The sequence below is a fragment of the Pseudomonas putida S13.1.2 genome (assembly GCF_000498395.2).
GTDB classification, from domain to species: domain Bacteria; phylum Pseudomonadota; class Gammaproteobacteria; order Pseudomonadales; family Pseudomonadaceae; genus Aquipseudomonas; species Aquipseudomonas putida_Q.
In genome coordinates this window covers 4,268,272-4,288,818 of sequence record NZ_CP010979.1, presented here as the reverse complement: position 1 = coordinate 4,288,818, position 20,547 = coordinate 4,268,272, and the positions used below count along the sequence as shown (strand labels likewise).

Annotated in this window: 22 protein-coding genes and 1 pseudogene; 13 read left to right on the top strand and 10 right to left on the bottom strand. The window is 55.5% G+C overall.

Annotated elements, in window-relative coordinates; genetic code table 11:
* Nucleotides 1-4 precede the first annotated feature (4 nt).
* Complete coding sequence (locus N805_RS18945; RefSeq protein ID WP_026034430.1) at nucleotides 5-850, top strand: TIR domain-containing protein; 846 nt, start codon at nucleotides 5-7, stop codon at nucleotides 848-850.
* A 108-nt stretch (nucleotides 851-958) separates the two neighbouring features.
* Here N805_RS18945 and N805_RS30575 read toward each other — a convergent pair whose 3' ends face one another.
* The 4 genes from N805_RS30575 to N805_RS18935 form a co-directional block, all read right to left on the bottom strand.
* The gene (locus N805_RS30575) at nucleotides 959-1,621 is read right to left on the bottom strand and encodes an SLATT domain-containing protein (protein WP_155412703.1); all 663 of its coding nucleotides are present in this window, start codon (nucleotides 1,619-1,621) and stop codon (nucleotides 959-961) included.
* A 205-nt stretch (nucleotides 1,622-1,826) separates the two neighbouring features.
* On the bottom strand, nucleotides 1,827-3,263 hold the full coding sequence (locus N805_RS18940; RefSeq protein ID WP_026034431.1) for a reverse transcriptase domain-containing protein: 1,437 nt from the start codon (nucleotides 3,261-3,263) through the stop codon (nucleotides 1,827-1,829).
* Between the two features lie 600 nt (nucleotides 3,264-3,863).
* Complete coding sequence (locus N805_RS30570) at nucleotides 3,864-4,271, bottom strand: hypothetical protein (RefSeq protein ID WP_155412702.1); 408 nt, start codon at nucleotides 4,269-4,271, stop codon at nucleotides 3,864-3,866.
* On the bottom strand, nucleotides 4,268-4,939 hold the full coding sequence (locus N805_RS18935; protein WP_033692138.1) for an HNH endonuclease: 672 nt from the start codon (nucleotides 4,937-4,939) through the stop codon (nucleotides 4,268-4,270). Before N805_RS18935 ends, N805_RS30570 begins: the two co-directional genes overlap by 4 nt.
* Before the next feature lie 928 nt (nucleotides 4,940-5,867).
* Between N805_RS18935 and N805_RS18930 the strand changes: the two genes are divergently transcribed.
* The 12 genes and pseudogenes from N805_RS18930 (at nucleotide 5,868) to N805_RS18880 (ending at nucleotide 14,346) form a co-directional block, all read left to right on the top strand.
* A complete protein-coding gene (locus N805_RS18930) occupies nucleotides 5,868-7,289 on the top strand; it encodes a type II toxin-antitoxin system HipA family toxin (protein ID WP_080956866.1) in 1,422 nt (473 codons plus the stop codon).
* Entirely contained in the window at nucleotides 7,286-7,756 is a 471-nt protein-coding gene (locus N805_RS18925) for a helix-turn-helix domain-containing protein (protein WP_019471224.1), read from the top strand. Before N805_RS18930 ends, N805_RS18925 begins: the two co-directional genes overlap by 4 nt.
* Before the next feature lie 609 nt (nucleotides 7,757-8,365).
* On the top strand, nucleotides 8,366-8,593 hold the full coding sequence (locus tag N805_RS18920; RefSeq protein ID WP_019471225.1) for a hypothetical protein: 228 nt from the start codon (nucleotides 8,366-8,368) through the stop codon (nucleotides 8,591-8,593).
* Between the two features lie 233 nt (nucleotides 8,594-8,826).
* Entirely contained in the window at nucleotides 8,827-9,069 is a 243-nt protein-coding gene (locus N805_RS18915; protein WP_019473640.1) for a hypothetical protein, read from the top strand.
* A gap of 53 nt (nucleotides 9,070-9,122) precedes the next feature.
* A pseudogene (locus N805_RS18910) lies at nucleotides 9,123-9,506 on the top strand (hypothetical protein).
* 520 nt (nucleotides 9,507-10,026) lie between these two features.
* A complete protein-coding gene (locus N805_RS18905; protein ID WP_019471225.1) occupies nucleotides 10,027-10,254 on the top strand; it encodes a hypothetical protein in 228 nt (75 codons plus the stop codon).
* 618 nt (nucleotides 10,255-10,872) lie between these two features.
* Nucleotides 10,873-11,100, top strand: coding sequence for a hypothetical protein (locus tag N805_RS18900; protein ID WP_028614148.1), 228 nt, complete (start codon nucleotides 10,873-10,875; stop codon nucleotides 11,098-11,100).
* Nucleotides 11,101-11,524: 424 nt separating this feature from the next.
* A complete protein-coding gene (locus N805_RS18895) occupies nucleotides 11,525-11,767 on the top strand; it encodes a hypothetical protein (RefSeq protein WP_019471688.1) in 243 nt (80 codons plus the stop codon).
* Nucleotides 11,768-11,820: 53 nt separating this feature from the next.
* Nucleotides 11,821-12,234 carry a hypothetical protein gene (locus N805_RS18890; protein WP_019471687.1) on the top strand — a complete coding sequence of 138 codons (414 nt, stop codon included), beginning with the start codon at nucleotides 11,821-11,823 and terminating at the stop codon, nucleotides 12,232-12,234.
* A gap of 401 nt (nucleotides 12,235-12,635) precedes the next feature.
* On the top strand, nucleotides 12,636-12,884 hold the full coding sequence (locus N805_RS30065; protein ID WP_080956824.1) for a type II toxin-antitoxin system Phd/YefM family antitoxin: 249 nt from the start codon (nucleotides 12,636-12,638) through the stop codon (nucleotides 12,882-12,884).
* Nucleotides 12,885-12,897: 13 nt separating this feature from the next.
* Nucleotides 12,898-13,242: a type II toxin-antitoxin system RelE/ParE family toxin gene (locus N805_RS18885; RefSeq protein ID WP_019471685.1), complete on the top strand. Its 345-nt coding sequence runs from the start codon at nucleotides 12,898-12,900 to the stop codon at nucleotides 13,240-13,242.
* Nucleotides 13,243-13,416: 174 nt separating this feature from the next.
* On the top strand, nucleotides 13,417-14,346 hold the full coding sequence (locus N805_RS18880) for a malate dehydrogenase (RefSeq protein ID WP_026034477.1): 930 nt from the start codon (nucleotides 13,417-13,419) through the stop codon (nucleotides 14,344-14,346).
* A gap of 61 nt (nucleotides 14,347-14,407) precedes the next feature.
* On the opposite strand, the gene N805_RS18875 is transcribed toward N805_RS18880, so the two are convergent.
* The 6 genes from N805_RS18875 to N805_RS18850 form a co-directional block, all read right to left on the bottom strand.
* Entirely contained in the window at nucleotides 14,408-14,719 is a 312-nt protein-coding gene (locus tag N805_RS18875) for a helix-turn-helix domain-containing protein (protein WP_019471683.1), read from the bottom strand.
* A 1-nt stretch (nucleotide 14,720) separates the two neighbouring features.
* Entirely contained in the window at nucleotides 14,721-15,017 is a 297-nt protein-coding gene (locus tag N805_RS18870; protein WP_026034476.1) for a DNA-binding protein, read from the bottom strand.
* 457 nt (nucleotides 15,018-15,474) lie between these two features.
* A complete protein-coding gene (locus N805_RS18865) occupies nucleotides 15,475-17,904 on the bottom strand; it encodes a TonB-dependent siderophore receptor (RefSeq protein ID WP_033692291.1) in 2,430 nt (809 codons plus the stop codon).
* Nucleotides 17,905-17,983: 79 nt separating this feature from the next.
* Nucleotides 17,984-18,952 carry a FecR domain-containing protein gene (locus tag N805_RS18860; protein ID WP_019471680.1) on the bottom strand — a complete coding sequence of 323 codons (969 nt, stop codon included), beginning with the start codon at nucleotides 18,950-18,952 and terminating at the stop codon, nucleotides 17,984-17,986.
* Entirely contained in the window at nucleotides 18,945-19,484 is a 540-nt protein-coding gene (locus N805_RS18855) for a sigma-70 family RNA polymerase sigma factor (protein WP_019471679.1), read from the bottom strand. The genes N805_RS18860 and N805_RS18855 overlap by 8 nt, the downstream gene beginning before the upstream one ends.
* A 101-nt stretch (nucleotides 19,485-19,585) precedes the next feature.
* On the bottom strand, nucleotides 19,586-20,542 hold the full coding sequence (locus N805_RS18850) for an arsenic resistance protein (RefSeq protein WP_019471678.1): 957 nt from the start codon (nucleotides 20,540-20,542) through the stop codon (nucleotides 19,586-19,588).
* Nucleotides 20,543-20,547: the final 5 nt, after the last annotated feature.

The window sequence follows — 20,547 nt, the reverse complement described above, 5'->3', positions numbered from 1 at the left end:
CAGAATGAGAAAACCTAGAGTGTTCTTAGCATCATCTGTTGAGGGGCTTGGCGTAGCTAACGCTATTAATGAATGCTTGGACCACGATGTGGAACTGGTTCATTGGAAAGCCAGCTTTGGACTGTCGTCATACACAATTGATGAATTAATGGTTAAATCTAAAACCGTAGATTTTGCGGTTTTTGTATTCACGCCCGATGACGTATCTACCATCAGAGAGCAGAGTCATGTTGTAGCTCGTGATAACGTTTTGTTCGAGCTTGGACTTTTCATCGGTAGTTTGAGTAGGGAAAGGTGCTTCATTGTTAAGCCGAGAGGGGTTGTCATGCACTTTCCAACAGACTTGCTCGGTCTCACCCCTGCTGACTATGACGGCGATAGATCAGATAATGATTTAACACAGGCTCTTAATGCCCCCTGCATCAAGATTAGTAAAGAAATAAAGCGTCTAGGGCTGGCATCAGAAGACTCTGAAATAATTAAAGTAAGAACAAAGAAAACAGCCTTCGATTATGTGATTGGAGATGATGAGTTTCGGTTTCTTATGGCCGTATTCCAGAAATCTTCTTTTTCACAGAGTGTTTCTGCGCAAGAATTATTTGGGCATGATAATAACGATCCGCACCTCACCATAGCTGCAGTTAAGTTAGAGCGCCTTGGCCTTGTCGAGAAAGCCGTTTCATACAATCAAGAGTATGACTACGAATATTATACTTATTCAGTTACGTCAGACGGAGTTGATTTCATTCTTTCGAATGAAGATCAAGTAAAAGCTGCCGTGCAAAAGAGGTCTGCTAAGAAGGTTTTCTCAAAACCCGCAGATTCATTTGATGACGACATACCGTTCTGACCGGCCAAGAGCCCGGCCGCGCCACGCACTCAAACGCGTGTCGCAGGCGTCAAATTTGCAGGCTTGTAGATGATGTCGGTGATATACATTCTGCAGTCTCAACTAGCCTTAACTGCTGCCGCATGAGGCTGTAGAAATAAAATTGATACTTGTGACTACGGGGATCATAGACATGAAAATAATGGACCAGAGAATCAAGTAATACCAGATGCTAGAAAGCTGCCATCTGAATGAAGTCCAGTAAGCGCTATACCACTCAATTTTCTTTGTCGCGAATTCTGGTGATTTCCTGTGTTGGCTTACAAAGTAAAAATCGTCAATGGGTGCGTGGTTAATATCGCAGCGGTTTTTAACTTCCTCATAGCGGCGAAGATATTCTTTTGAGGATGTCCAGGAATCGCCTTCAGATATATTCGCTCTAGAGGCTTCGAGGCTGATTTCTTTGCGAAGCGCATTCAGTTCTTGCGCGTTTTTGTAAAGGGCATCTGCGTTCGACCCGTTTCTGGCACCCCACTCCATTAGGGAAATAATAAGGATGAATATGCCAGATAGAATAGAAATGGACGTCAAGTAGTTGTTCAGCCCAGGTGTAGCACTTACCTCAGTAGAATAAGTTTGCTGTATGACGGCTAAAGCAATGCTTAATGCAGAAAAGAAAGCCAAGCTTATCGTTGAAAAAATTTCTTTCCTTTTCAAACGACGAGCAGCGTGATAACGGGAACTGGATGTCCGCCAGACATCATCTTGAAGACTTTTAAGGTACGTTGACATGGTTCATCCTGAAACATTGTAAGGTGGGGGCGCCTAAGGTTTTCAGTCAGATCCTCTCCTGCAGCACTCACTGGGTGAGCCGACAGGAGGTATAACACTTTGTGTCACGCCCATTTTCAGAGCCCGGAGCACTTCCGCTTTGGCCCTAGAGACCAAAGGTACCGCGTCAGCGGTAGGCGCCACCCGCGGATAATATACATCAAAACTAGTAAACTTCACCCTCGTCCTCATGCATTTTTGCCAGTACGAATTTCACGTAGGATTCATAGCGCTCATTGATCTGAGCTTCAGTCAATGGGGTAGCTGGGTCTACTCGGCCCCGGATCTCAAGAAACCGTAGTTTTTGCGCAATGCTGACGTTCAAATCATAATCGCGAATGTAGCCAGCTCTGGGGCTAAATTTCATTTCGAAGTGAGCACGTACGAGGTTCTTCAGAGGCGGACTACCCCCTTCGATGAGGGCTGGTACCCTGCTGACCATCCGTAAGATCGCTTGATCCATTTGATGAAGAAGTCGTTCGTCAGTGATCTGGTTGAAATAAGCTATCCAGCCGTAACGTTTGTTTCCACTAAGGGCGCCTGTAATTTTCTCGTTTAGCTCTAGAAAGAAAATCTCCACAAGGCGTTCTTTATTCAGATATTTGTGCTTTTCCAGTCTACGCGAATAGTTGTGCTTAAAGTCGCTGACCTTGGCGGCTATAGTTTGTAGGAATCGCTCAAAAGTCGAGTCTCGAACTGTAATTTTTGGTAGTCGGAATTCGTAACCTAGATAAGAGAATTTTTTATCAATTCTACCGATATAGGTTTTGTCGGAATTTCGGCGATGTAAGGTGAGCCCGCGGGTACGTAGACGTCCGCGTAGCGAGATGTAGGCAGAAGTAATGGTGTCGGGGTCGCCGTACATGAGGACGTCATCGACGTAGCGATAGTACGTTATACCAGGGATGGCCCTCATGACGTCGTCTACTTCTGCCATATAAATAGCGGCAAGAATGTTGGAGATGGCCAGTCCTTGAGGTACACCTAAGTCTTGCCGGTAGCTTGAATATTGGGTTCGGCGCGTGTTTTTCGGGATTGTGGGTGTTTGTAGAGCGTGCGATATTAAGGAAATAGCCGGTTCACAGGTTATTTTTTTCTTAAGCAGACGAATCAATCTTGGTTGTTGTATTGAGTCATAGAATTTTTCAATATCGGTGCAACAGATCAAGGTTTTTGAAATGTCTAGCTCTGCTATATCTTCAGCTACGGCTCGCACGTATGTGCTGGCCACATTTCGGGGTACGGTATCAGGAAATACTATAGCCAGATATTTGTGGATTTGATGCAACACAATGCGGTCTCTTATGGTTGGTATTCCTATGACGCGCGGGTGTTTGCCTCGACCTTTCAGTTTCAATTTTTCCAAAAATGGCGAAAACCTAAATGAACCGTCCAAGCATTTTTGTGAGACTTTCTCTAGTTCTAGGCTCGATCTGGATAAGTATTGAAATCCATTGATTCTATCGACACCTTTAGCTTGTGAGTTTTTAAATTTCTCTCTGTAAGCAAATACTAGGGCGTTATGAGAAAACATTCTCTTGAATAGAGTGCTTTCGTTAATAAATCCATGCTCGAAAAGTGTTGGATCAATAGCTCTGCCCATTTCTAATCCCTGAATAGTTGAGAGTGCCCTCGAAGCATCAAGGTTCGAGAGCTCGATGATGGCATTGTAGCTCCATATGGCTTGGAAAAGGTAAGCGCCTATAGGAAGACAGTCCAGAGCCCGGGGCAGGCTTAGCGAGTGGAGCTGCTTTCCTTTCGAGAATTGGACGGCTTCGGACAGACGCCCGCACCCAGGCTTATGTCAGACGACGTCCCGCAGAGAGACATTTGAAGCAGGAAGTTATTCGCTGCCTAAACCGAGCGCGATTCAGATACCATAAATTCTTTTGCAAAATTCCAGGCTGCAGTCCTCGTTTATCGGGGGTTTTGTCGTTTGCAATTAGATGCTTTCAAGAATTTCTTTGATAAAGGTATCAAAATGTCGTGTTCTCTGAGCGGTTTTCTCTGATGCTCGCGCTCGGTTAGAATTGTGAGATCAAATGGCAGGGATAGTCTACTGCCTAATAGTTGGAAAGCTTTGCTTAATTCTGCATGTAGTCGCCCAAGATCTATGCAGTCGTTGCTAACGACGAGCAAAAGATCGCAATCATTCGCTTCTTCGCTTCGAAAAAATGAACCGAATCCGTATATTTCTAATAGGTCATGGTGTCTTGAATGGATATACAGGATTCCCTTCTTTATCTTTTTTATGATATTTCCAGAATTCATCTTTGAAAAGAGCTCCAGATAGTTCGCTAGAATTAAATAGACCAATTCTGTGGGATAGGCATAGGTCTTTTGCTTCAGGGGCGTATCCATTCCAGTTCCCACCAACCGAGATGAAGTTTACAGAAGGAAATTCTTGCATCACCCGTCTAGCAGCAGCCTCTCCAAGGGTGTACTCATCTAGGCATATTATAACTAAAGGACATCCTTTTTTTCGCGTTACTTCTATTATGATATCGTCATGGCGAGAGAGGCTAGCTACGTTATCATGAGATTTAATAGCTTTTTCTAACCAGGCAATTCGGCTGTAGGAAACACCCCACGAGTTGGTGCCATTGGTCATAATGAAAATATCTCCGAAAATTCACAGGGGAATAGTTGGTATGAGTCCATCCTGTGGTAAACATGTTTCTCAAAGGATTCTGCATGCAAGCGGAATTTCTCAATGGCTCGAATTGCTGATATGTCATTAATAAGATCGATGTTTGCATCGATAATGTTCAGGATTTTTTGGTTGTTCGGTATGATTCGGTCAATGCGCCTCAACTCCCATATTAAATAAGCGTTGGAGTTTGGGTCCGATTGTGCCGTGGCACTATGAGGGCCATAAGTGTCAAAAATTAATTTGTTGGTGATGAGGATGCGTGCTATTTCAATTTGAAGTTTTCCATAGCTATCGTATTTGACAGTTTTGCCCGCGTTGCTAATAATATCCTCGTGTGCCTTCTTCCACTCGTGAAGTAGTTCGACCGAGTACGTTCCTTCTGGAGACTTGTCGATATGTGTATGGTGGGTGGGGCAGAGGAGTATTAGGTTGTCGTAAGTGTCTTCTCCGCCTTCCGGTGTTCCTCGTGCAGCAGTAGGTTTGCTGCCGATAACGTGGGCCATTTCGCCAACAATATAACGCCCTGTGCCCACAAGTACCGTAAGGTCATCCCCACAACCTGGCTTGGAGCACCGGCCGCCAGCTCGTCCCCACAGTATCTTTGTATCTATTGTACTTATTGTCATAGTGGAACCACCTTGACTGATGCAGCGGTCGTTTTTCTATAGCGCCCATGATCAATGTTTAGGCTTTGTTTCGGCCAAAAGTAACAAACTTTCCGCCATTTCTAGCACCTGAGGTGTCTGTCAATGTCAGGAGTGTCATTTTAGTCTCGCTGCAGCGCCAATCGTCCAAATCTGATCTCAGTTAGCACACCGCGGTGCCACGCCGATTGTGCAGTATGGACAAGCGATCGGGACAGCAATTTCTCGTAGAGGACTTCAGGTACCAGCTGGTTTTCGTTGGCTCCCAGTATTAGTTTCATGCGCGGTGGGGACTGGCTACCGATAGACTTGAGCCCATTACCGTTTCAGGCATGCCTGAAGCGCGGTGCCGAGCACCTGGTGAAGGGCAGATTCGGGGCGTTTTCTGCCACTCCTCACCTAGCATTTGAAGCGAGTGGGCGTAGCTCTCACTGGGACCTCCGCAATTCCCGATTCGATTCCACTGAAAGCCATAACTAGCTGATTTGTTTGTAGATACTCTATGAGGTACACAAAAAAATCCACCAAATTCCAGCCCCGCGAAAACCGGGCCCTCACGGCCAACAACCGTCCGTCTGTCTCCGGCACCAGACAATTTGGCCGATGGTGATTTTGCTATCAGGCCATAGCCCGCTTAATGCGGGCTTTCTTGCGCCTGTCTTTTCTCAGCAGGCCGGCACACGTCGGACTTAACCTATCCAACCCCTGCAGTCAGCGCTACCACGCGACCAATTTTTAAAGGCAGCCCCTCCCTGTAGCAGCGGGTTTACCTGCGATCACGGGCGAAGCCCGTGTCATCCACCACCGACCCAACGCAAATAAACAAACCACAGGCAGTTCCTGCTTCCCAGGCGCAGCAACTAACCTCTAGCACCATCCCGCGCGCTGTGAATGCATAATCGGTAGTGTGGTGCCGGGTTTTTCCATCCTGAAGCTTTTAATCGGCAAAATATTGCCGGTTTCTGTCGTCCGCACTATGATAATCAGCATTAAAATACTGATTAACGGTGTCGCGATGCCGCTCAGACTCACGATCCAGGCTTTCTCCGATGGTGCATGGAGCGATGCAGCGACACTCACGGTTGAGAACCCCGAGCGTGTTGCTGATGGAAGGTGCCTTGTCGCATACGACGACGATTACATCATCGCCAACATTGATCGCATGGAAGATCGTTGTGAACTGGCCCTAAGCGTTAACCTTCCGTTGAACTGGGACCACCATGACGGCAAAGGGTATCCAGCATTCCTCTACGACATCATTCCCTCTGGTGCTGCCAAGGATTCTCTTGAATCCCGCTACGGGCGTCTTAAGCCCGAAGGCGTGGAAATGGGGCTGTACCTTCTAGAACGTTTCACGCCGGCCCCTATTGGGCACCTGCGCATCAAGGAGTCGGTTGAAGGCCTTCAGCCAGATCGGAAAGAAGCTTTCGCGCATGCTGAGGTCGTGGACAGGACGAACGAATTTCTTGAGTACGCCTATGAAACTGGCGCGGCGGTAGGCGGTGCTACCGGTGCCAACGGGCAAGCTCCCAAGCTGGTCATGACCGAAGCCCACGACGGTGCTTTGTACGCTGATGCAATGCTCCCTGATGACCAGGCGTGCCGCCACTGGCTGATCAAGTTCGCGCGTAATCGAGGCGGCGAGCGCGACCAGGACATCCTGCGAACAGAGTTTCATTACTACAAGGCGGTTGCTGCCCTCGGCCTGGATACGGTTCCCACTGATGGTTTGGCACTTGAAGCGGCAGTGAAGCCAAGCCTCTGGATGCCACGATTTGATCGCCGAGTAGTGGATGGCGTGGTGCAGCGGATACCGCTGGAGTCGGTGTACTCGATCTGCGGCATTACCGGCTACGCACATCCGATGGCGCATGCCGAAGTGGTTCACCGACTGGTAGGTCTATGGATCGATAACGGCCAGCAGGATGAGGTAGACGACCTGGTGTTCGAGTACGTGCGGCGCGATCTGCTGAACCGCATTCTAGGGAACACCGATAACCACGGCCGCAACACCTCCATCATGCGTGTGGGTGGGAGGTTTCGCTTGGCGCCAATCTATGACCTCGCGCCAATGATCCTGGATGAAGAGGGCATCACACGGACGACGAAGTGGGCGGCGGAGCGCAAGGGGTCTTCTAATTGGAGCGACAACTGCGCTGAGCTTGTTGGTTACACAGATTCCGATGTTCTGCTGCAACGGTTGAAGAATGCGGCTGAGGAGTTCAGGGCGTTGCCCGATCTGCTGACCGATGCTCCTGAATCGATGCGCAATGCAGCCTCTCTACCCGTGAATAACCTGGATAAGCGACTCGTGGAGTGGGGACTGCGATGAAAAAACTACAGCCTGAAGAGCGCGCCCAGCTCGTAGAGGATATTGTCAAGCGCAACGCGGCGGGGCTCGATTCCATTGGGACATCCATCCGCCGTCTGCGGCTCGAAGTCACCGGGCTTGACCAAGAGACCTTCGCGGCCATGTGCAAGATGTCCACGAAAAGCCTGTACGAACTGGAAAGCGGGAAGTCAAATCCGAAGCTCAGCACGTTGGATGCCGTGCTGCGTCTCTTTGGCGTGCGGATAGGAATGGTGATGACTGCCAAAGATAAGGCCACTGCAACGGTCGTTGGCAACAATGTCGGCCAGTTGAAGGCGGGTGGGCCAATCGCTGTGGCCGCGCCGCTGGCTGGTTCCTACGTGGTGGCCGGACCGAAAAGAGGGAAAAGCCCTGCGGCGGTCAAAGCGAAGAAGGCAGTGTCGAGGCCGGCATCGCCACGGGCACGGATAAGCAGTCAGGAAAAGTGAGATTGATGTGGGATGCAAATAAAGTCTCATCCCATTTTCATCTAACTGATCGATTGCGGCATTAAGTCTGGTTGCTTGCAGCAGTTCCAAACCACGACGGCATCGAAAGCAAAGTCAAAGGGAGCAGGCCAGTTGCTTGAGGTGGGCAATATCTTCCAGCTCGTTCTCTCTGACTTTTCCTACGATCTCGAGCGGCCATTCACATAGCCCCGAACCTTGCATTGCAACCCCCGCAGCGATACCGTACTCAAGTCGCGGCCAATTCCGCGACCGGGTTTGGCGACCCGAACGAAAAGGCGCATCGGCGCCCCCGACCACGATTGCAGGCGCTTTTTTTGCGTCCGCAGTTTCGTGTAATGGCGGCTGTGCGTGGGAGACCTTCGGGTCTGCCGAGTTCCTTTTCCTCGGTTCGCCAACCTGCGTACAGCTGCCACCCTAATCGTTTGGCGACGGTTAGCGTGGTGCTTCAATCGAAAAGGACCGCATACATGCTCATCTCAAGTCCATCCAGGATCCTCGCATTCGTTCTCCACCGTCGTTCTTCGACGGCCATCAGCTACTTCGCTGTCAGCCAATCCCGCTTCACCTCCGCCCAACCGGAGGTACGCCATGACTGATCAAGAACGCCTCTCCACCATCCAAAGCTACGCCTGGACCCTCGAACTGCTAGGCGAGGCCCTGGTCCAGCACGATGAAATGCTGGAATGCGAACACAACCCGCAATTGAGCTTTCGCAACACGGCCGGTATCCATCAGGCGATTCGGATTATCAGCCGGTTGGCCAGTGAGCAGTGTGGGAAGGTGATGGAGCGGAACGGCCATGAGTTGGAGGGATAGGGGAGGTCGTTGATGAGTGGGGGCCAGATGTCGGGGTTGCAGCTGGCTCCTTCTGTCGAAGGCCGATGGTGGGTTATTCCTGCCAGGCCGGGGTATGGGGCTGCTGCGCAGCCCATCGCAGGCAAGCCAGCTCCCACACCGGCCGCATCGAACCCATGCCTTGTGTACTACCGGGGGTATGGGGTAGCAAGAGGCGGACGATTTCCCGTCACGGTCAAGAAAAGCAAATCACCATGTCCAACCACCACTGGAATGACTGGGCCGGCGGACTGACGCTATTCCTTCAGGCAATCGTTTATATCCCGCTGCTTTTCATCATCCTGATTCCATGGCTTTGTCTGGCGCAGGTCAAGCTTGGGAGAATTCCTTTCTTCCCGGGGTTTTTCCAGGCAATGGCCTCGACCGGGTGGCTGGTTGCTTTTGGGCTTGTGGGCCTGGTAGTACTGTTTGTTGTGGTTCGTAGCTTGCTCCGATGATTTTCCGGCAGCTAGCTGCTCCCCGTTCCATCCAACATCGAGAATACATCGCTATGGAAAGCACTTTCGCCCAAGTCAAAGACCGGCTGCACAATCGTCGTTTTGCAGTCGCCAACAATGCCCAGGGCCTGTCTGGGACTGGCACAGTTTTCCATTACCAGGTCGATGGTGTTGCGATCACCCGCACCTACCAGGGTGGCCGGATTCGGACTGGCCACCAGGTGGGTCGAGTAACTGGCCCCGATACCATCGAGCTGCTTTACCACTGCATCACTAACGACGGCGAAATGCTCGCCGGTTAGTCACGTGGCAGGGTCATGGTCGATGATGCGGGGCGTACTACGCTCCATTTCGTATGGGGTTGGTTGTCGGGGGCTCAGGGTGGTGGGGAGTCAAACTACGTTGAAGTCGAAGCGGCGGATGCTCTGGTCAATTAAGCGAGGGTCGGCCATGAGCCCAGGCATGTAAGTAGAAATGCAGAAGTCGTCCGTACGGTTAGCAGCTGCTTCGGCGCAGTTCGTACATTATTCAGAGACGTTTCCTACAACTTCCATGCTTGCCCCACCACGCAATGTGAGGCTAAACCTCTGCGTCACGGTAAATCCCGTGACCGGGCGTAGGAACCCGTTGGTAAACTTGGCGCATGCACTAGGCGCCCCTGCACCACAGCTGGCGCTTTTTTGTGTCTGCCGTGCTGTGTCATGGCGGCTGTGTGTGGGCAGGCTTCGGCCTGGCCGGGTTTCCAAGTTTCCCGGTATTCCTACCCCGCACACAGCTGCCACCCAATCCCGTAGGAAGGATCGTGGCAGCTCCAACTAAAACTTGGAGCCTCATGCATGCTTACCTCAAGTCCAAGCAGGACCCTCGCATTCGTTCTCCACCGTCGTGCCTCGACAGTCCCCGGCTACGTCAGCGTCAGCCAATCCTGCTTTGTCTCCGTCCAACCGGAGGCACGCCATGACTGATCAAGAACGCCTATCCACCATCCAAAGCTACGCCTGGACCCTCGAACTGCTAGGCGAGGCCTTGGTCCAGCACGATGAAATGCTGGAGTGCGAACACAACCCGCAATTGAGCTTTCGCAACACGGCCGGTATCCATCAGGCGATTCGGATTATCAGCCGGTTGGCCAGTGAGCAGTGTGGGAAGGTGATGGAGCGGAACGGCCATGAGTTGGAGGGATAGGGGAGGTCTTTGATGAGTGATGGGCCAGATGTCGGGGTTGCAGCTGGCGCCTTCTGATGAGGCCGATGGTGGGTTATTCCTGCCAGGCCGGGGTATGGGGGCTGCTGCGCAGCCCATCGCAGGCAAGCCAGCTCCTACACGGACCGCATATGGCCTGGAGTGAGTGCGTTACTTGTGGCGAGCAATTTCCTACGAAACGCGCAGCCCTTTCGTATCCTCGAAAACTTGCGAAAACAGCCACCCAGGAATAAAGTCCCTCAGTCGCCGAAGCATCGGCGACGCGACCTTGGCCGGTCGGAATCGAAAGGCGCATCAGCGCCCAGTCTTCATCGCAGGCGCTTTTTTGTGCCCGCGATGTCGTGTTATGGCGGTGGTGCGCGGGACACCTTCGGGTGTGCCGGGCTCCTTTCGTCCCGGTCGGCCAACCCGCGTACTGCTGCCACCTTAACTTGCTTGGCCGCGAGCGGTGGCAGTTCCATCACGAAAGGAACTCATGCATGACCACCGTAAGTCCGTTACTGAACCTCGCATCCGATCTCCTCCGTCGTTCCTCGACGACCCTCAGCTATTTCACCGTCAGCCAATCCCGCTTCCTCTCCGCCCAACCGGAGGCACGCCATGACTGATCAAGAACGCCTCTCCACCATCCAAAGCTACGCCTGGACCCTCGAACTGCTCGGCGAGGCCCTGGTCCAGCATGACGAAATGCTGGAGTGCGAACACAACCCGGAATTGAGCTTTCGCAACACTGCCGGCATTCACCAAGCGATCCGGATCATCAGCCGATTGGCCAGTGAGCAGTGTGGGAAGGTGATGGAGCAGGGTGGTCAGGCCCCGGCTGATTAGGCTGGGCCTTTGCTGATTGGTGCTTCCTCCGCAGTGCGCCGCCGGCTAGCCGTTGAGCAGGCATCACGGTGGATGGCACGGGCTGCGCCCGTGTTCGCGGGCTCGCCCGCTCCCACAGGGAGCGTGCCAGGTCTCAGGCGTTGAGCAGGGCAGCTGCCGTACACCCGGTGTTTGGTGCGGAGGTATAGATTACTGGGGCTGCTTTGCAGCCCTTTCGCGACACAAGGCCGCTCCTACAAATGACCGCGTTGGGGCGGGTTGGGGATATTTTTGCAGGTATGGTGAATGGGGCTGCGGCGCAGCCCATCGCAGGCAAGCCAGCGCCTACACCGGCCGCATCGACCTCATGCCTTGTGTACTACCGGCGGTATGGGGTACCAAGAGGCGGACGATTCCCCGTCACGTTCAAGAAAAGGAAATCACAATGTCCAACCACCACTGGAATGACTGGGCCGGCGGATTGACGCTAGTCCTTCAGGCAATCGTTTATATCCCGCTGCTTTACATCCTCCTGATGCCATGGCTTTGCCTGGCGCTGGTCAAGCTTGGGAAAATTCCTTTCTTCCCGGGGTTTTTCCAGGCAATGGCCTCGACCGGGTGGCTGGTTGCTTCTGGGCTTGTGAGCCTGGTAGTACTGTTTGTTGTGGTTCGTAGCTTGGTCCGTTGATTTACCGGCAGCTAGCTGCCCCCAGTTCCATCCAACATCGAGAATACATCGCTATGGAAAGCACTTTCGCCCAAGTCAGAGACCGGCTGCACAATCGTCGTTTCGCCGTCGCCAACAATGCCCAGGGCCTGTCTGGCACTGGCACGGTTTTCCATTACCAGGTCGATGGTGTTGCGATCACCAGCACCTACCAGGGTGGCCGGATTCGGACCGGCCATCAGGTGGGCCGAGTAACTGGCCCCGATACCATCGAGCTGCTTTACCACTGCATCACTAACGACGGCGAAATGCTCGCCGGTTGGTCACGCGGCAGGGTCGGGGTCGATGATGCGGGGCGTACTAGGCTCCATTTCGTATGGGGTTGGTTGTCGGGGGCACAGGGTGGTGGGGAGTCAAACTACGTTGAAATCGAAGCGGCGGACGCTCTGGTCGATCAAGCGAGGGTCGGCCAAGGTGTTCAGCTCTGAACACCTTCTAAAAGCTTGACCGCCAACAAGCATCTACAGCGCGATCGCGTGAGCTTTGAGGTTCTGAGCAAGGCAGTTGCTCTGACAAGGGCCATGGCAGGTGTCGGTCTTGGTATTGGGACCTCTCCACAAGCCCCAGGCCCTTGGCAAGAATCGGCTGGAGTGCCGTCATCGCCGCCAGGGCCACGCTCGCAGTGGCCAAACGGCACAGCGATTAGGGTCGGTCTAAAAAAAGTCTTGATTTGGACCGATGGTATGCTACCGTTGTTTCACTGTCCTGAATGGGAGTGACCGAGTCGAAAAAACATGGATGGGCGAATCGATATTAAACGATCCAATAGAGCAGTTTGGTATATCAAGCACCGATATAACGGTGCAAAAAATGTGGAGGGTCTCAACTCATGAGAGTTGAAACAATAAGTTATCTAAAGCGTCACGCCGCCGACCTGCCTCTTGAGGAGCCATTGGTCGTTACGCAAAACGGTGTTCCCGCTTACGTTGTGGAGTCTTACGCCGATCGTAAGCGACGCGACGAAGCCATTGCCCTGGTCAAGCTGCTTGCTATCAGTTCGCGTGAGTACGCACAAGGCAAACATTGTTCTGCAGACGATCTAAAAGCCCGCTTGAGCAGGAGGTTTTCTGAAACTTGAAACAGGGCTTTAAATGATCACCTACGACATTCGTTTCACCGAAACTGCACAGCAAAGTATTGAAGACCAAGTCCGTTATCTGGCTGACTATCACGGAACGGAAACTGCCCTGCGAACGGTTTCAGCCTTGCTTGATGAGGTTGTCGCAAGGCTTTGTGCTGCTCCCCTTGGCTATCCGGTGAGTGACCAAGCCAGTGATCTTGGGGTACTGCATTATCGCGAGCTGAATACCAGCGGGTATCGTGTTTTTTATGAAGTTTACGATCAGGACAAATTCATCTCAGTAGGTCTGGTGCTCAGGCAAAAGCAAAGTGTAGAACTTCAGCTTGTTCGCTACTGCCTGGTACAGGCTTGGTAGTTTAATTGCTCGCCTTCTTCAGCCGCATTCTCCACGGGTGAACCCGCTCCTGACGAATGGGCGCTCGTTCAATTGCCAGGCATCACTTTCGGGTGGCCTTTTAGCCCCAGCAGTCAATACTCCTCTGTATATGCAGGCGTGTTCCTGGTGGCACGCGCCGCTGGGAGGTGTCAGGTGAACAAGCTAACAATCGTGGGCGCCGGCTTGGTCGGCGAGGCGGCGGCGCAGATCATCGCCCGGGACGAGTTGTGTCGTGAGCTGGTGCTGATGGACGTGCAGGGTGAGCTGGCGCAGGGCAAGGCGCTGGACGTGTGGCAGGCAGCCGTGGAATCAGGCTCCGATACCCGGGTTTACGGCGGGGCCAAGGCCGAAATGCTGGACGGCTCCGAGCTGGTGGTGATTACCGCAGGCGTGCCGCGCAAGCCCGGGCAGTCGCGCCAGGATGTACTGAGCATCAACCTGCCGATTCTCGACAGCATCATGGCCGACATCAAGCACAATGCCCCGGCAGCCACGGTGCTGGTGGTGTCCAACCCGGTCGACGTGCTCACCTACCGCGCCTGGAGCGTCAGCGGCCTTGGGCGCGACAAGGTGTTCGGGCAGGCGGGGGTGCTGGATACCGCGCGCATGAAGTGTTTCATCGCTGAACAGACCGGGTTTTCTGCTCGGGATATCACGGCGCTGGTGCTGGGCGGGCATGGCGACAGCATGGTGCCGCTGATGCGTTACTGCCAGATCGGCTCGGTGCCGCTGTCGCACTTCCTGTCCAGCGAGCAGATCGAACAGATTGTCGAGCGCACCCGTAAGGGCGGCGGTGAGATTCTGGGCTTGAAGAAGCTGGGCAGCGCCTGCGATGCGCCGGGTGTGGCCATCGCGCAGATGGTCGACGCCATCGCCAATGGCCGAAACCGCATCCTGCCGGCGGTGGCGATCCTGGAGGGCGAGTACGGGCGCGCGGACATTGCCATGGGCGTGCCCTGTGTACTGGCAGACCAAGGGTTGGCGCGGGTGATCGAGTTGCCACTGGATGCGCAGGAGCAGGCGATGTTCGACCATTCTGCGGATCAGGTGGCGCGGGATATTGCCGAGATGATGGCGCTTTGAGCGATCGGGATGGCGTTATCGCCGACGCGAAGGTAGGCGATAACGCCATTGGAAACTGCGGTCAGATCTCGGCCAGTTCCTGTGATAGCTCAGGGTGCTTGAGGATCAGGCGCAAAAGGCACAATACACCACCCGGAGGCACGAAGCGGCCCTGTTCCCAATCCCGCAGGGTGGCCACTGGCGTTGCGATGCGCTCGGCAAAAGAAGCCTGGGTCAGGCCGCATCGCTCGCGGGCCTGGCGCACCAGAATCTGCTCTGGGGTGGTTACCCGTCCGGCGCCCACCTTGGCTTCCTTGAGTGCTTGACGCAGGTCAGGGAGCGGTTCACCTGCATCGGCCTCGATGGCCTTGGCAATACTTTCAATATCACGCATTTCATACCACCTTGCTGATGTCGGCAGGGCTCATGTTGCTGCGCTCGGCCTTGGTATAAACAGTTAGCAACAGCACAATTTCATCTTCGTGCAGGTTGAAGTAAATCACTCGAGTACCGCTGGATTTACCGCAGCCAGAGCGATTCCAACGTATTTTTCTCGCGCCATCTGCACCGGGTATGACATCTCCTGCAAGCGGGTTGATCGCAATCCAGTCGATGAAAGCTACGCGCTCTTCTTCAGACCACAACCTGGCTGCCGCTTTCTGAAACGTGGGCGTCTCAATTACTGTGCGCATATGAATGTACGGGATTCCCTTATAGTTCGCAACACTAACCACGGATGCTCGGAGCGCATATCTCGACCTCTATGCCTGCCCCTGAACCTCATTGAGCGCGCGCCAAATACGCTCGTCTGCCCCATTCTCCGGTCCTGGTGGCAGGGCGGCATTACTCGCTGAATTGCGGGATATTCCCAAGGAGTCGTGAGAACAGATTTCTTCCCGAACCCTAGTGTGATCTGTCGCCCACTGATGTCGAAAACGCTCCTCTTCGGCTTGGGGGCGATTGTCTCTCTCGTGAGGGGAAGTTACCGGTCATGAAGGTTCCGTAACCCAGAACGCTCGGCATTAATTGTCACTCTGTATTTCGTCCACGTGGCATTGCGGGCAAGGTTCTAACCGGCAGCCTCGACCCCGCAACGCTGACATCGCCGCACCAGCCACCCCCAGCACGCGCGCGGCGATTAACCGGCTACTAGAAACTGTACCGGGCAGTCAGTTTCACGTTACGTGGGTCACCGTAGATGTCGTATGGGCTCCACCCACCGTTGGCGACGCTACTGTAGTAGGTACGGTCGAACAGGTTGTTGACGTTCACCTGCAGGTCCAGCTGCTCGCTGGCCTTGTAGCCTGCCACCAGGCCCACCACCGTGTACGAGCCCTGCTGGTTTTGCCATGCAGTAGCACCGGCGCCCCCAGAGGTACGGATGCGGCTCTGTTGGTAGATATCACCGCCAACGCGCCAGCGCTGCAGCTCGCCGGGCAGGTTGTAGATCGTGGACAGCTTGAATAGCTGGCGCGGTTTGGCACGGTCGAAGTCTTCGCCTTCGCGGGCCTTGTTGGCGTCGTTGACGTATTTTGTCTGGGTATAGGTGTAGCCGGCAGCCAGCTGCCAGTTGTCGGTCAGGGCGCCTTGAATTTCCAGGTCGATGCCCTTGCTGCGTACCAGGCCGGCCGCCTCGTAGCAGGCGCTGGCGGCGCCTGAACCGCAACCCTTGTTGTCAGGTAACTCTTGGGCGCGGTTCTTCTGGTCAATTTGAAAAACAGCCAGGCTGGCGTTCAGTGCGCCACCAAAGTACTCGCCCTTGATGCCCACTTCGTAGTTCTCACCGACCACAGGGTCGAGCACTTTTCTGTCCATGCCCTTGCTGGTCTGCGGCTTGAAAATATCTGTGTAGCTGACATAGACCGAGTGATGGGAGTCCAGGTCGTAGATCAGGCCGGCATAGCGGGTCAGGTTACGCGTGATCTTGTAGTTGCCTTCACTGTTTTCGCTGTCATCGAATTCATACCAGTCGAGACGGCCACCCAGAATCAGCGACAGTGGTTCAGTCAGGCGCAGGCGGCTGCTGGCATAAACGCTGTCCTGCGTGGTGGTCTCGGGCAGGCCGTCAGGGCCGGTAACGTAATCCGGTTTGGCATGACCACGGGGGTTCCATTCGAAGGGGTTGCTACCCGTGTCGATGTAGTCGCTCCAGGCCTTGCCAGAGCGATAGTCCAGCTGGCGCTTGCTGACGCCCAGGGTCAGGTCATGTGTCTGGCCGAGCAACTGGAAGGGGCCACTGAGTGCCAGGTCGTAGCCTTTTTCCTTTTGCTCCATGGCTTCTGTCCATAGATAGTGGCGATCGTATTCCCATACCGAAGAGGCCAATACGTCGGTGTCGGTTTTCGTCTGCATGGCCGCCAGGCGAAGCGACCAGTCGTTGGCGAAGGCATGCTCCAGGGTGGCGAAATAGCCGGTTGTGCGATTGTCCGAATATTCCCAGTCATGGCCCAGGAAGGTGTCGCGCGGCAGCCCGAGGTGGCCGCCGCCCCGGGCCATGGGCAACCCGCCCCAGATATAGTTGGTGTGGTTCTTCTGGCGGTAGGCCCCCAGCGTCAGGGTGGTGCTTTCGCTCAGGTCGGCGTCGACCACGCCGTAGAACAGGTCGTGATCACTCTCTACCGAATCACGGAAGCTTTTGGCGTCCTGCCGGGAGACCACGGTGCGGGCACGCAGGGTGCCGGTTTCATTGAGCGGGCCGCCGACATCCAGCGTGCCGGTGTAATCGTCCCAACTACCAGCACTGCCGGTGAGCGTGCCCTGAAATTCATGGGTGGGGCGCTTGCGAACCAGGTTGATAGCACCACCGGGGTTGCCGGCGCCTTGGGCCAGCCCGGTGGCCCCGCGTACGATCTCCACCCGGTCATACATGGCCAGGTTCGCTTCCCCACTGGGCAGGTAGGTCAGGAAGCTGGTGGGAAACCCGTCGTACATGATGTTGTCGACGTCAAAACCGCGGGCGCTGAAAGAAGGCCGCCCAGCGCCACCGGAGTTACTGAGAAAAATCCCCGGCGCACTTTTGACCACATCGCTGATAGTCGTCATGGCCTTGTCGTCCATGCGCTTGCGCGTAACCACGCTGACCGACTGCGGCGTTTCGCGCAGGCTCAGGGGCAGCTTGGTGGCAGTCTGCATTGTGCCGGTGGTGTAGGAGCCGCTGTTCTCGGTAGTTGCCGACAGGCCCTGCCCGGTAATGCTGGTAGCGCCCAGCTCCATGCCTGTGCCTGTAACCTGCGGTGTCAGCAGGTACAGACCATTGCCTTGTGGTGAAGCTTGCAGGCCTGTGCCCTGCAGCAGTTGGTGCAGGCCGTCTTGCACGCTGGTGGCGGCGTTCAGGCCAGGGCTGCGCAAACCTTCCACCAGCCCCGGTTCGATGGGCAGGGTGATACCCGCCTGGCTGGCGAACTCGGCGAGGACGCTGCTCAGGTTACCGGCTGGTACCTGAAAGGTACGGCTCTGCTGCGCGGTCTGCCCGGCGGCTTGCGCCCCAACTGCCGCCAGGCTGCCACCGGTGATGATCAGGCCCAGTGCAGCAGCATGCACTGCCCGCGCCAATGGTTGCATGCCCTGTGTCGTCGCCATGTGTTCGTCCCCGCCCTGTGAAAGTGATGTGCTTACGGAAGGGACACGCAGCTTCAGGAAAACACGACAACGATTCTTTTTACGCGTTGGCACGCGCGGTGAGGGTGACCCAGTAAGGCGTCCGGTAGTGGACATCCACCGGCAATGTCTGGCTTAGGGCGCGCAGAATCTGATCGGTGTCGCGCAACTGGAAGGTGCCGGAAATAAGCAACCCGGCCACGGCCGGATCGCACCGCAACAGGCCGGGTCGATAGCGCCCCAGCTCGCTGATGAAGTCATCCAGGCGTGTCTTTTCTACCCGCAGCACATGGCTGAGCCAGTCGAGATGATGCTGGGCCAGCGGCATGGGGGGCTGTGCAGCCTGGATGCTGACATGGGTTTGCTGGCCGGCAGCCAGGCGCACCAGGCCATCATCACCCGGTGACAACCGCGGGCGCACTTCCACAGCGCCCTCCAGTGCGGCGAGGAACGTGCTGCCTGGGTAATGACGCACTAGCAGACGGCAACCGAGCGTGGTGATTTGCGCTTCGGCGGTATCGACGATGAATGGGCGCCTTGCAGGCTCGCTCAGCACTTCGACCAGCATCTCACCGGTGATAAGGTGCACGCGGCGAGCACTGTCGTCGTAGGCGATATCGATGGCGCTGCCGGTATTCAGACGAATCTGCCCGCCATCCGGCAGGTGCACGGTGCGTAGCTCCCCGACGGCGGTGCGCGCGTCCGCCTGCCATTCGCGCCACGGCAGCCCTCGGTAGGCAGCGAGGCCAAGCGGAGCGGCGGCGATCAGCAGCGCAAGGGTTTTGAGCGCGTTCCGGCGTTCCAGGCTGCGCGGGCGCTCCAGGGCCGCCCGTGCGGGCTCACCGGTAAGCTGCTGGGCCCGGCTGCTGAAGCGCTCGGCCAGTTGCCAGGCGCGTTCGTGGTCAGTGTGCCGCGCTCGCCACTCGGCACCGGCCGCATGCTCTGCGGCGCCGGCGCTGCTGTTCTGCAAGCGCACGAACCAACTGGCCGCTTCACGGGCAATGCGCCGGTCGATGGGCGTATTACTCATGTTGCACGCACAGGCTGGCGAGCACTATGCATTCCTCAAACGCCCGCGCAAGGTGGCGTTGTACCGTGCGTACGCTGAGCTTGAGGCGGCTGGCAATCTCTTCTTGGGTATAACCTTCCAGCTGCGCCATCAGAAACGCTTGCCGGCTTTGGGCTGGCAGCAACGCAAGTACCTGGTCAACTTCGTCGAGGGCTTCGAGCACCAGCGCCTGATGTTCCAACGACGGTGCCAGTGCTTCCGGTGTTTCCGCCAGCGCGGCCAGATAGGCTTGTTCCAGTGACCGGCGGCGGTAGAAGTTGATGGTCAGGCGATTGGCAATGGTGGCCAGATAGGCGCGTGGAGCCGAGCAGTTCAGCGGTTCGCCAGCCGCACTGCAGAGAAGCCGCACGAACGTGTCCTGGGCCAGGTCTGCGGCATCGGCGGCACTGCCCAAGCGCTTGCGCAACCAACTCTGCAGCCAACTGTGATGGTGGCTGTAGAGCTGGTCGATGGCCTGATGCTGGTGGCGGTTTGCCGATGAAGTGGATTGCACGGGATAGATTGGATGTTAATGAGAATTCATCGCATTCTATCAGGATAGGGTCGCGCGCGTACAAGCAAAAGGTTCAGCTTCCCTGAACCTGCCTTTGCTCATCAGCCTCGCACTAATGCGGGGAGTACGCGCACATAAACCAGCTCACTCACCAGTTCCACCAGCGTCTGGGTAATCACTGCCGCTGCGGCCAGCCCGCGAATCCCCTCCGGCAACGCTAACGCCAGCGGCAACACCACCAGCGAATTACGCGTGGCGGCACTGAACGTTACCGAGCGTGCTGCGGTGGCCGGCAGGCGTAACAGCCGCGCCGCGATGAAGCCGAGCGCTGGCGCCAGCAGCATGAAACCGATGTACACCGGAATCACCGGCAGCAAGCGGTCGAAATCACGCAGTACCGTGGCAATCTGCGAAGCGATCACAACCACCAGCACCAAGGCCATCGCCGGCACGGGCAACCACGCCCAGGCGTCGTTCCAGGTCGCGACTGTGCGCGAGTGGCGGGCACCTAAGCTGGTGAGCACCGCAAGCAGCATGGGCACCACGATCAGCAGTACGAAGGCTTCCACGAACGGGGTGATGGAAATGGCCACGTTGTTGCTGTCTCCCAGCATCAGGGCCAGGTAGATCGGCAGCAGTGCCAATTGCACCAGCAATAGCACGGGGGTGGCGGCCAGGGTCAGGCGCGAGTCGCCTTTGCCGATGTGGGTGAACACCACCACGTAGTCGATGCAGGGTGTAAGCAGTACCAGCAGGGCGCCGACAAGGATCGCCGGGTGCTCGACTAACCCGCGGGTGATCGCCCAGACCAACAGCGGAACAAGAATGAAGTTGGCGAGCAGCAGCGCGCCGATGAAACGGCGATTACCCAGGCCCTGGCGCAGGTCGAGGAAGGGTATTTGCAGGAACATCGCGTACATCAGCACGGCAATGGCGGGGGTGACCAGGGCTTCCAGGTGGCGCGCGCTGTCGCTGGCCATCAAGCCGATGGCAACGGCTGCGAGCACGGCAGCGAAGTAGATCGGGATCTGGTGGGTCTCGAGTTGTTCTCTGGTCAAGGTGT

Excerpts from the sequence above, each read along its gene's own strand:
- N805_RS18945 (WP_026034430.1), top strand. The coding sequence starts at position 5 with ATGAGAAAACCTAGAGTGTTCTTAGCATCATCTGTTGAGGGGCTTGGC.
- N805_RS30575 (WP_155412703.1), bottom strand. The coding sequence starts at position 1,621 with ATGTCAACGTACCTTAAAAGTCTTCAAGATGATGTCTGGCGGACATCC.
- N805_RS18940 (WP_026034431.1), bottom strand. The coding sequence starts at position 3,263 with ATGGGCAGAGCTATTGATCCAACACTTTTCGAGCATGGATTTATTAAC.
- N805_RS30570 (WP_155412702.1), bottom strand. The coding sequence starts at position 4,271 with ATGACCAATGGCACCAACTCGTGGGGTGTTTCCTACAGCCGAATTGCC.
- N805_RS18935 (WP_033692138.1), bottom strand. The coding sequence starts at position 4,939 with ATGACAATAAGTACAATAGATACAAAGATACTGTGGGGACGAGCTGGC.
- N805_RS18925 (WP_019471224.1), top strand. The coding sequence starts at position 7,286 with ATGAAAAAACTACAGCCTGAAGAGCGCGCCCAGCTCGTAGAGGATATT.
- N805_RS18920 (WP_019471225.1), top strand. The coding sequence starts at position 8,366 with ATGACTGATCAAGAACGCCTCTCCACCATCCAAAGCTACGCCTGGACC.
- N805_RS18915 (WP_019473640.1), top strand. The coding sequence starts at position 8,827 with ATGTCCAACCACCACTGGAATGACTGGGCCGGCGGACTGACGCTATTC.
- N805_RS18905 (WP_019471225.1), top strand. The coding sequence starts at position 10,027 with ATGACTGATCAAGAACGCCTATCCACCATCCAAAGCTACGCCTGGACC.
- N805_RS18900 (WP_028614148.1), top strand. The coding sequence starts at position 10,873 with ATGACTGATCAAGAACGCCTCTCCACCATCCAAAGCTACGCCTGGACC.
- N805_RS18895 (WP_019471688.1), top strand. The coding sequence starts at position 11,525 with ATGTCCAACCACCACTGGAATGACTGGGCCGGCGGATTGACGCTAGTC.
- N805_RS18890 (WP_019471687.1), top strand. The coding sequence starts at position 11,821 with ATGGAAAGCACTTTCGCCCAAGTCAGAGACCGGCTGCACAATCGTCGT.
- N805_RS30065 (WP_080956824.1), top strand. The coding sequence starts at position 12,636 with ATGAGAGTTGAAACAATAAGTTATCTAAAGCGTCACGCCGCCGACCTG.
- N805_RS18885 (WP_019471685.1), top strand. The coding sequence starts at position 12,898 with ATGATCACCTACGACATTCGTTTCACCGAAACTGCACAGCAAAGTATT.
- N805_RS18875 (WP_019471683.1), bottom strand. The coding sequence starts at position 14,719 with ATGCGTGATATTGAAAGTATTGCCAAGGCCATCGAGGCCGATGCAGGT.
- N805_RS18870 (WP_026034476.1), bottom strand. The coding sequence starts at position 15,017 with ATGCGCACAGTAATTGAGACGCCCACGTTTCAGAAAGCGGCAGCCAGG.
- N805_RS18865 (WP_033692291.1), bottom strand. The coding sequence starts at position 17,904 with ATGGCGACGACACAGGGCATGCAACCATTGGCGCGGGCAGTGCATGCT.
- N805_RS18860 (WP_019471680.1), bottom strand. The coding sequence starts at position 18,952 with ATGAGTAATACGCCCATCGACCGGCGCATTGCCCGTGAAGCGGCCAGT.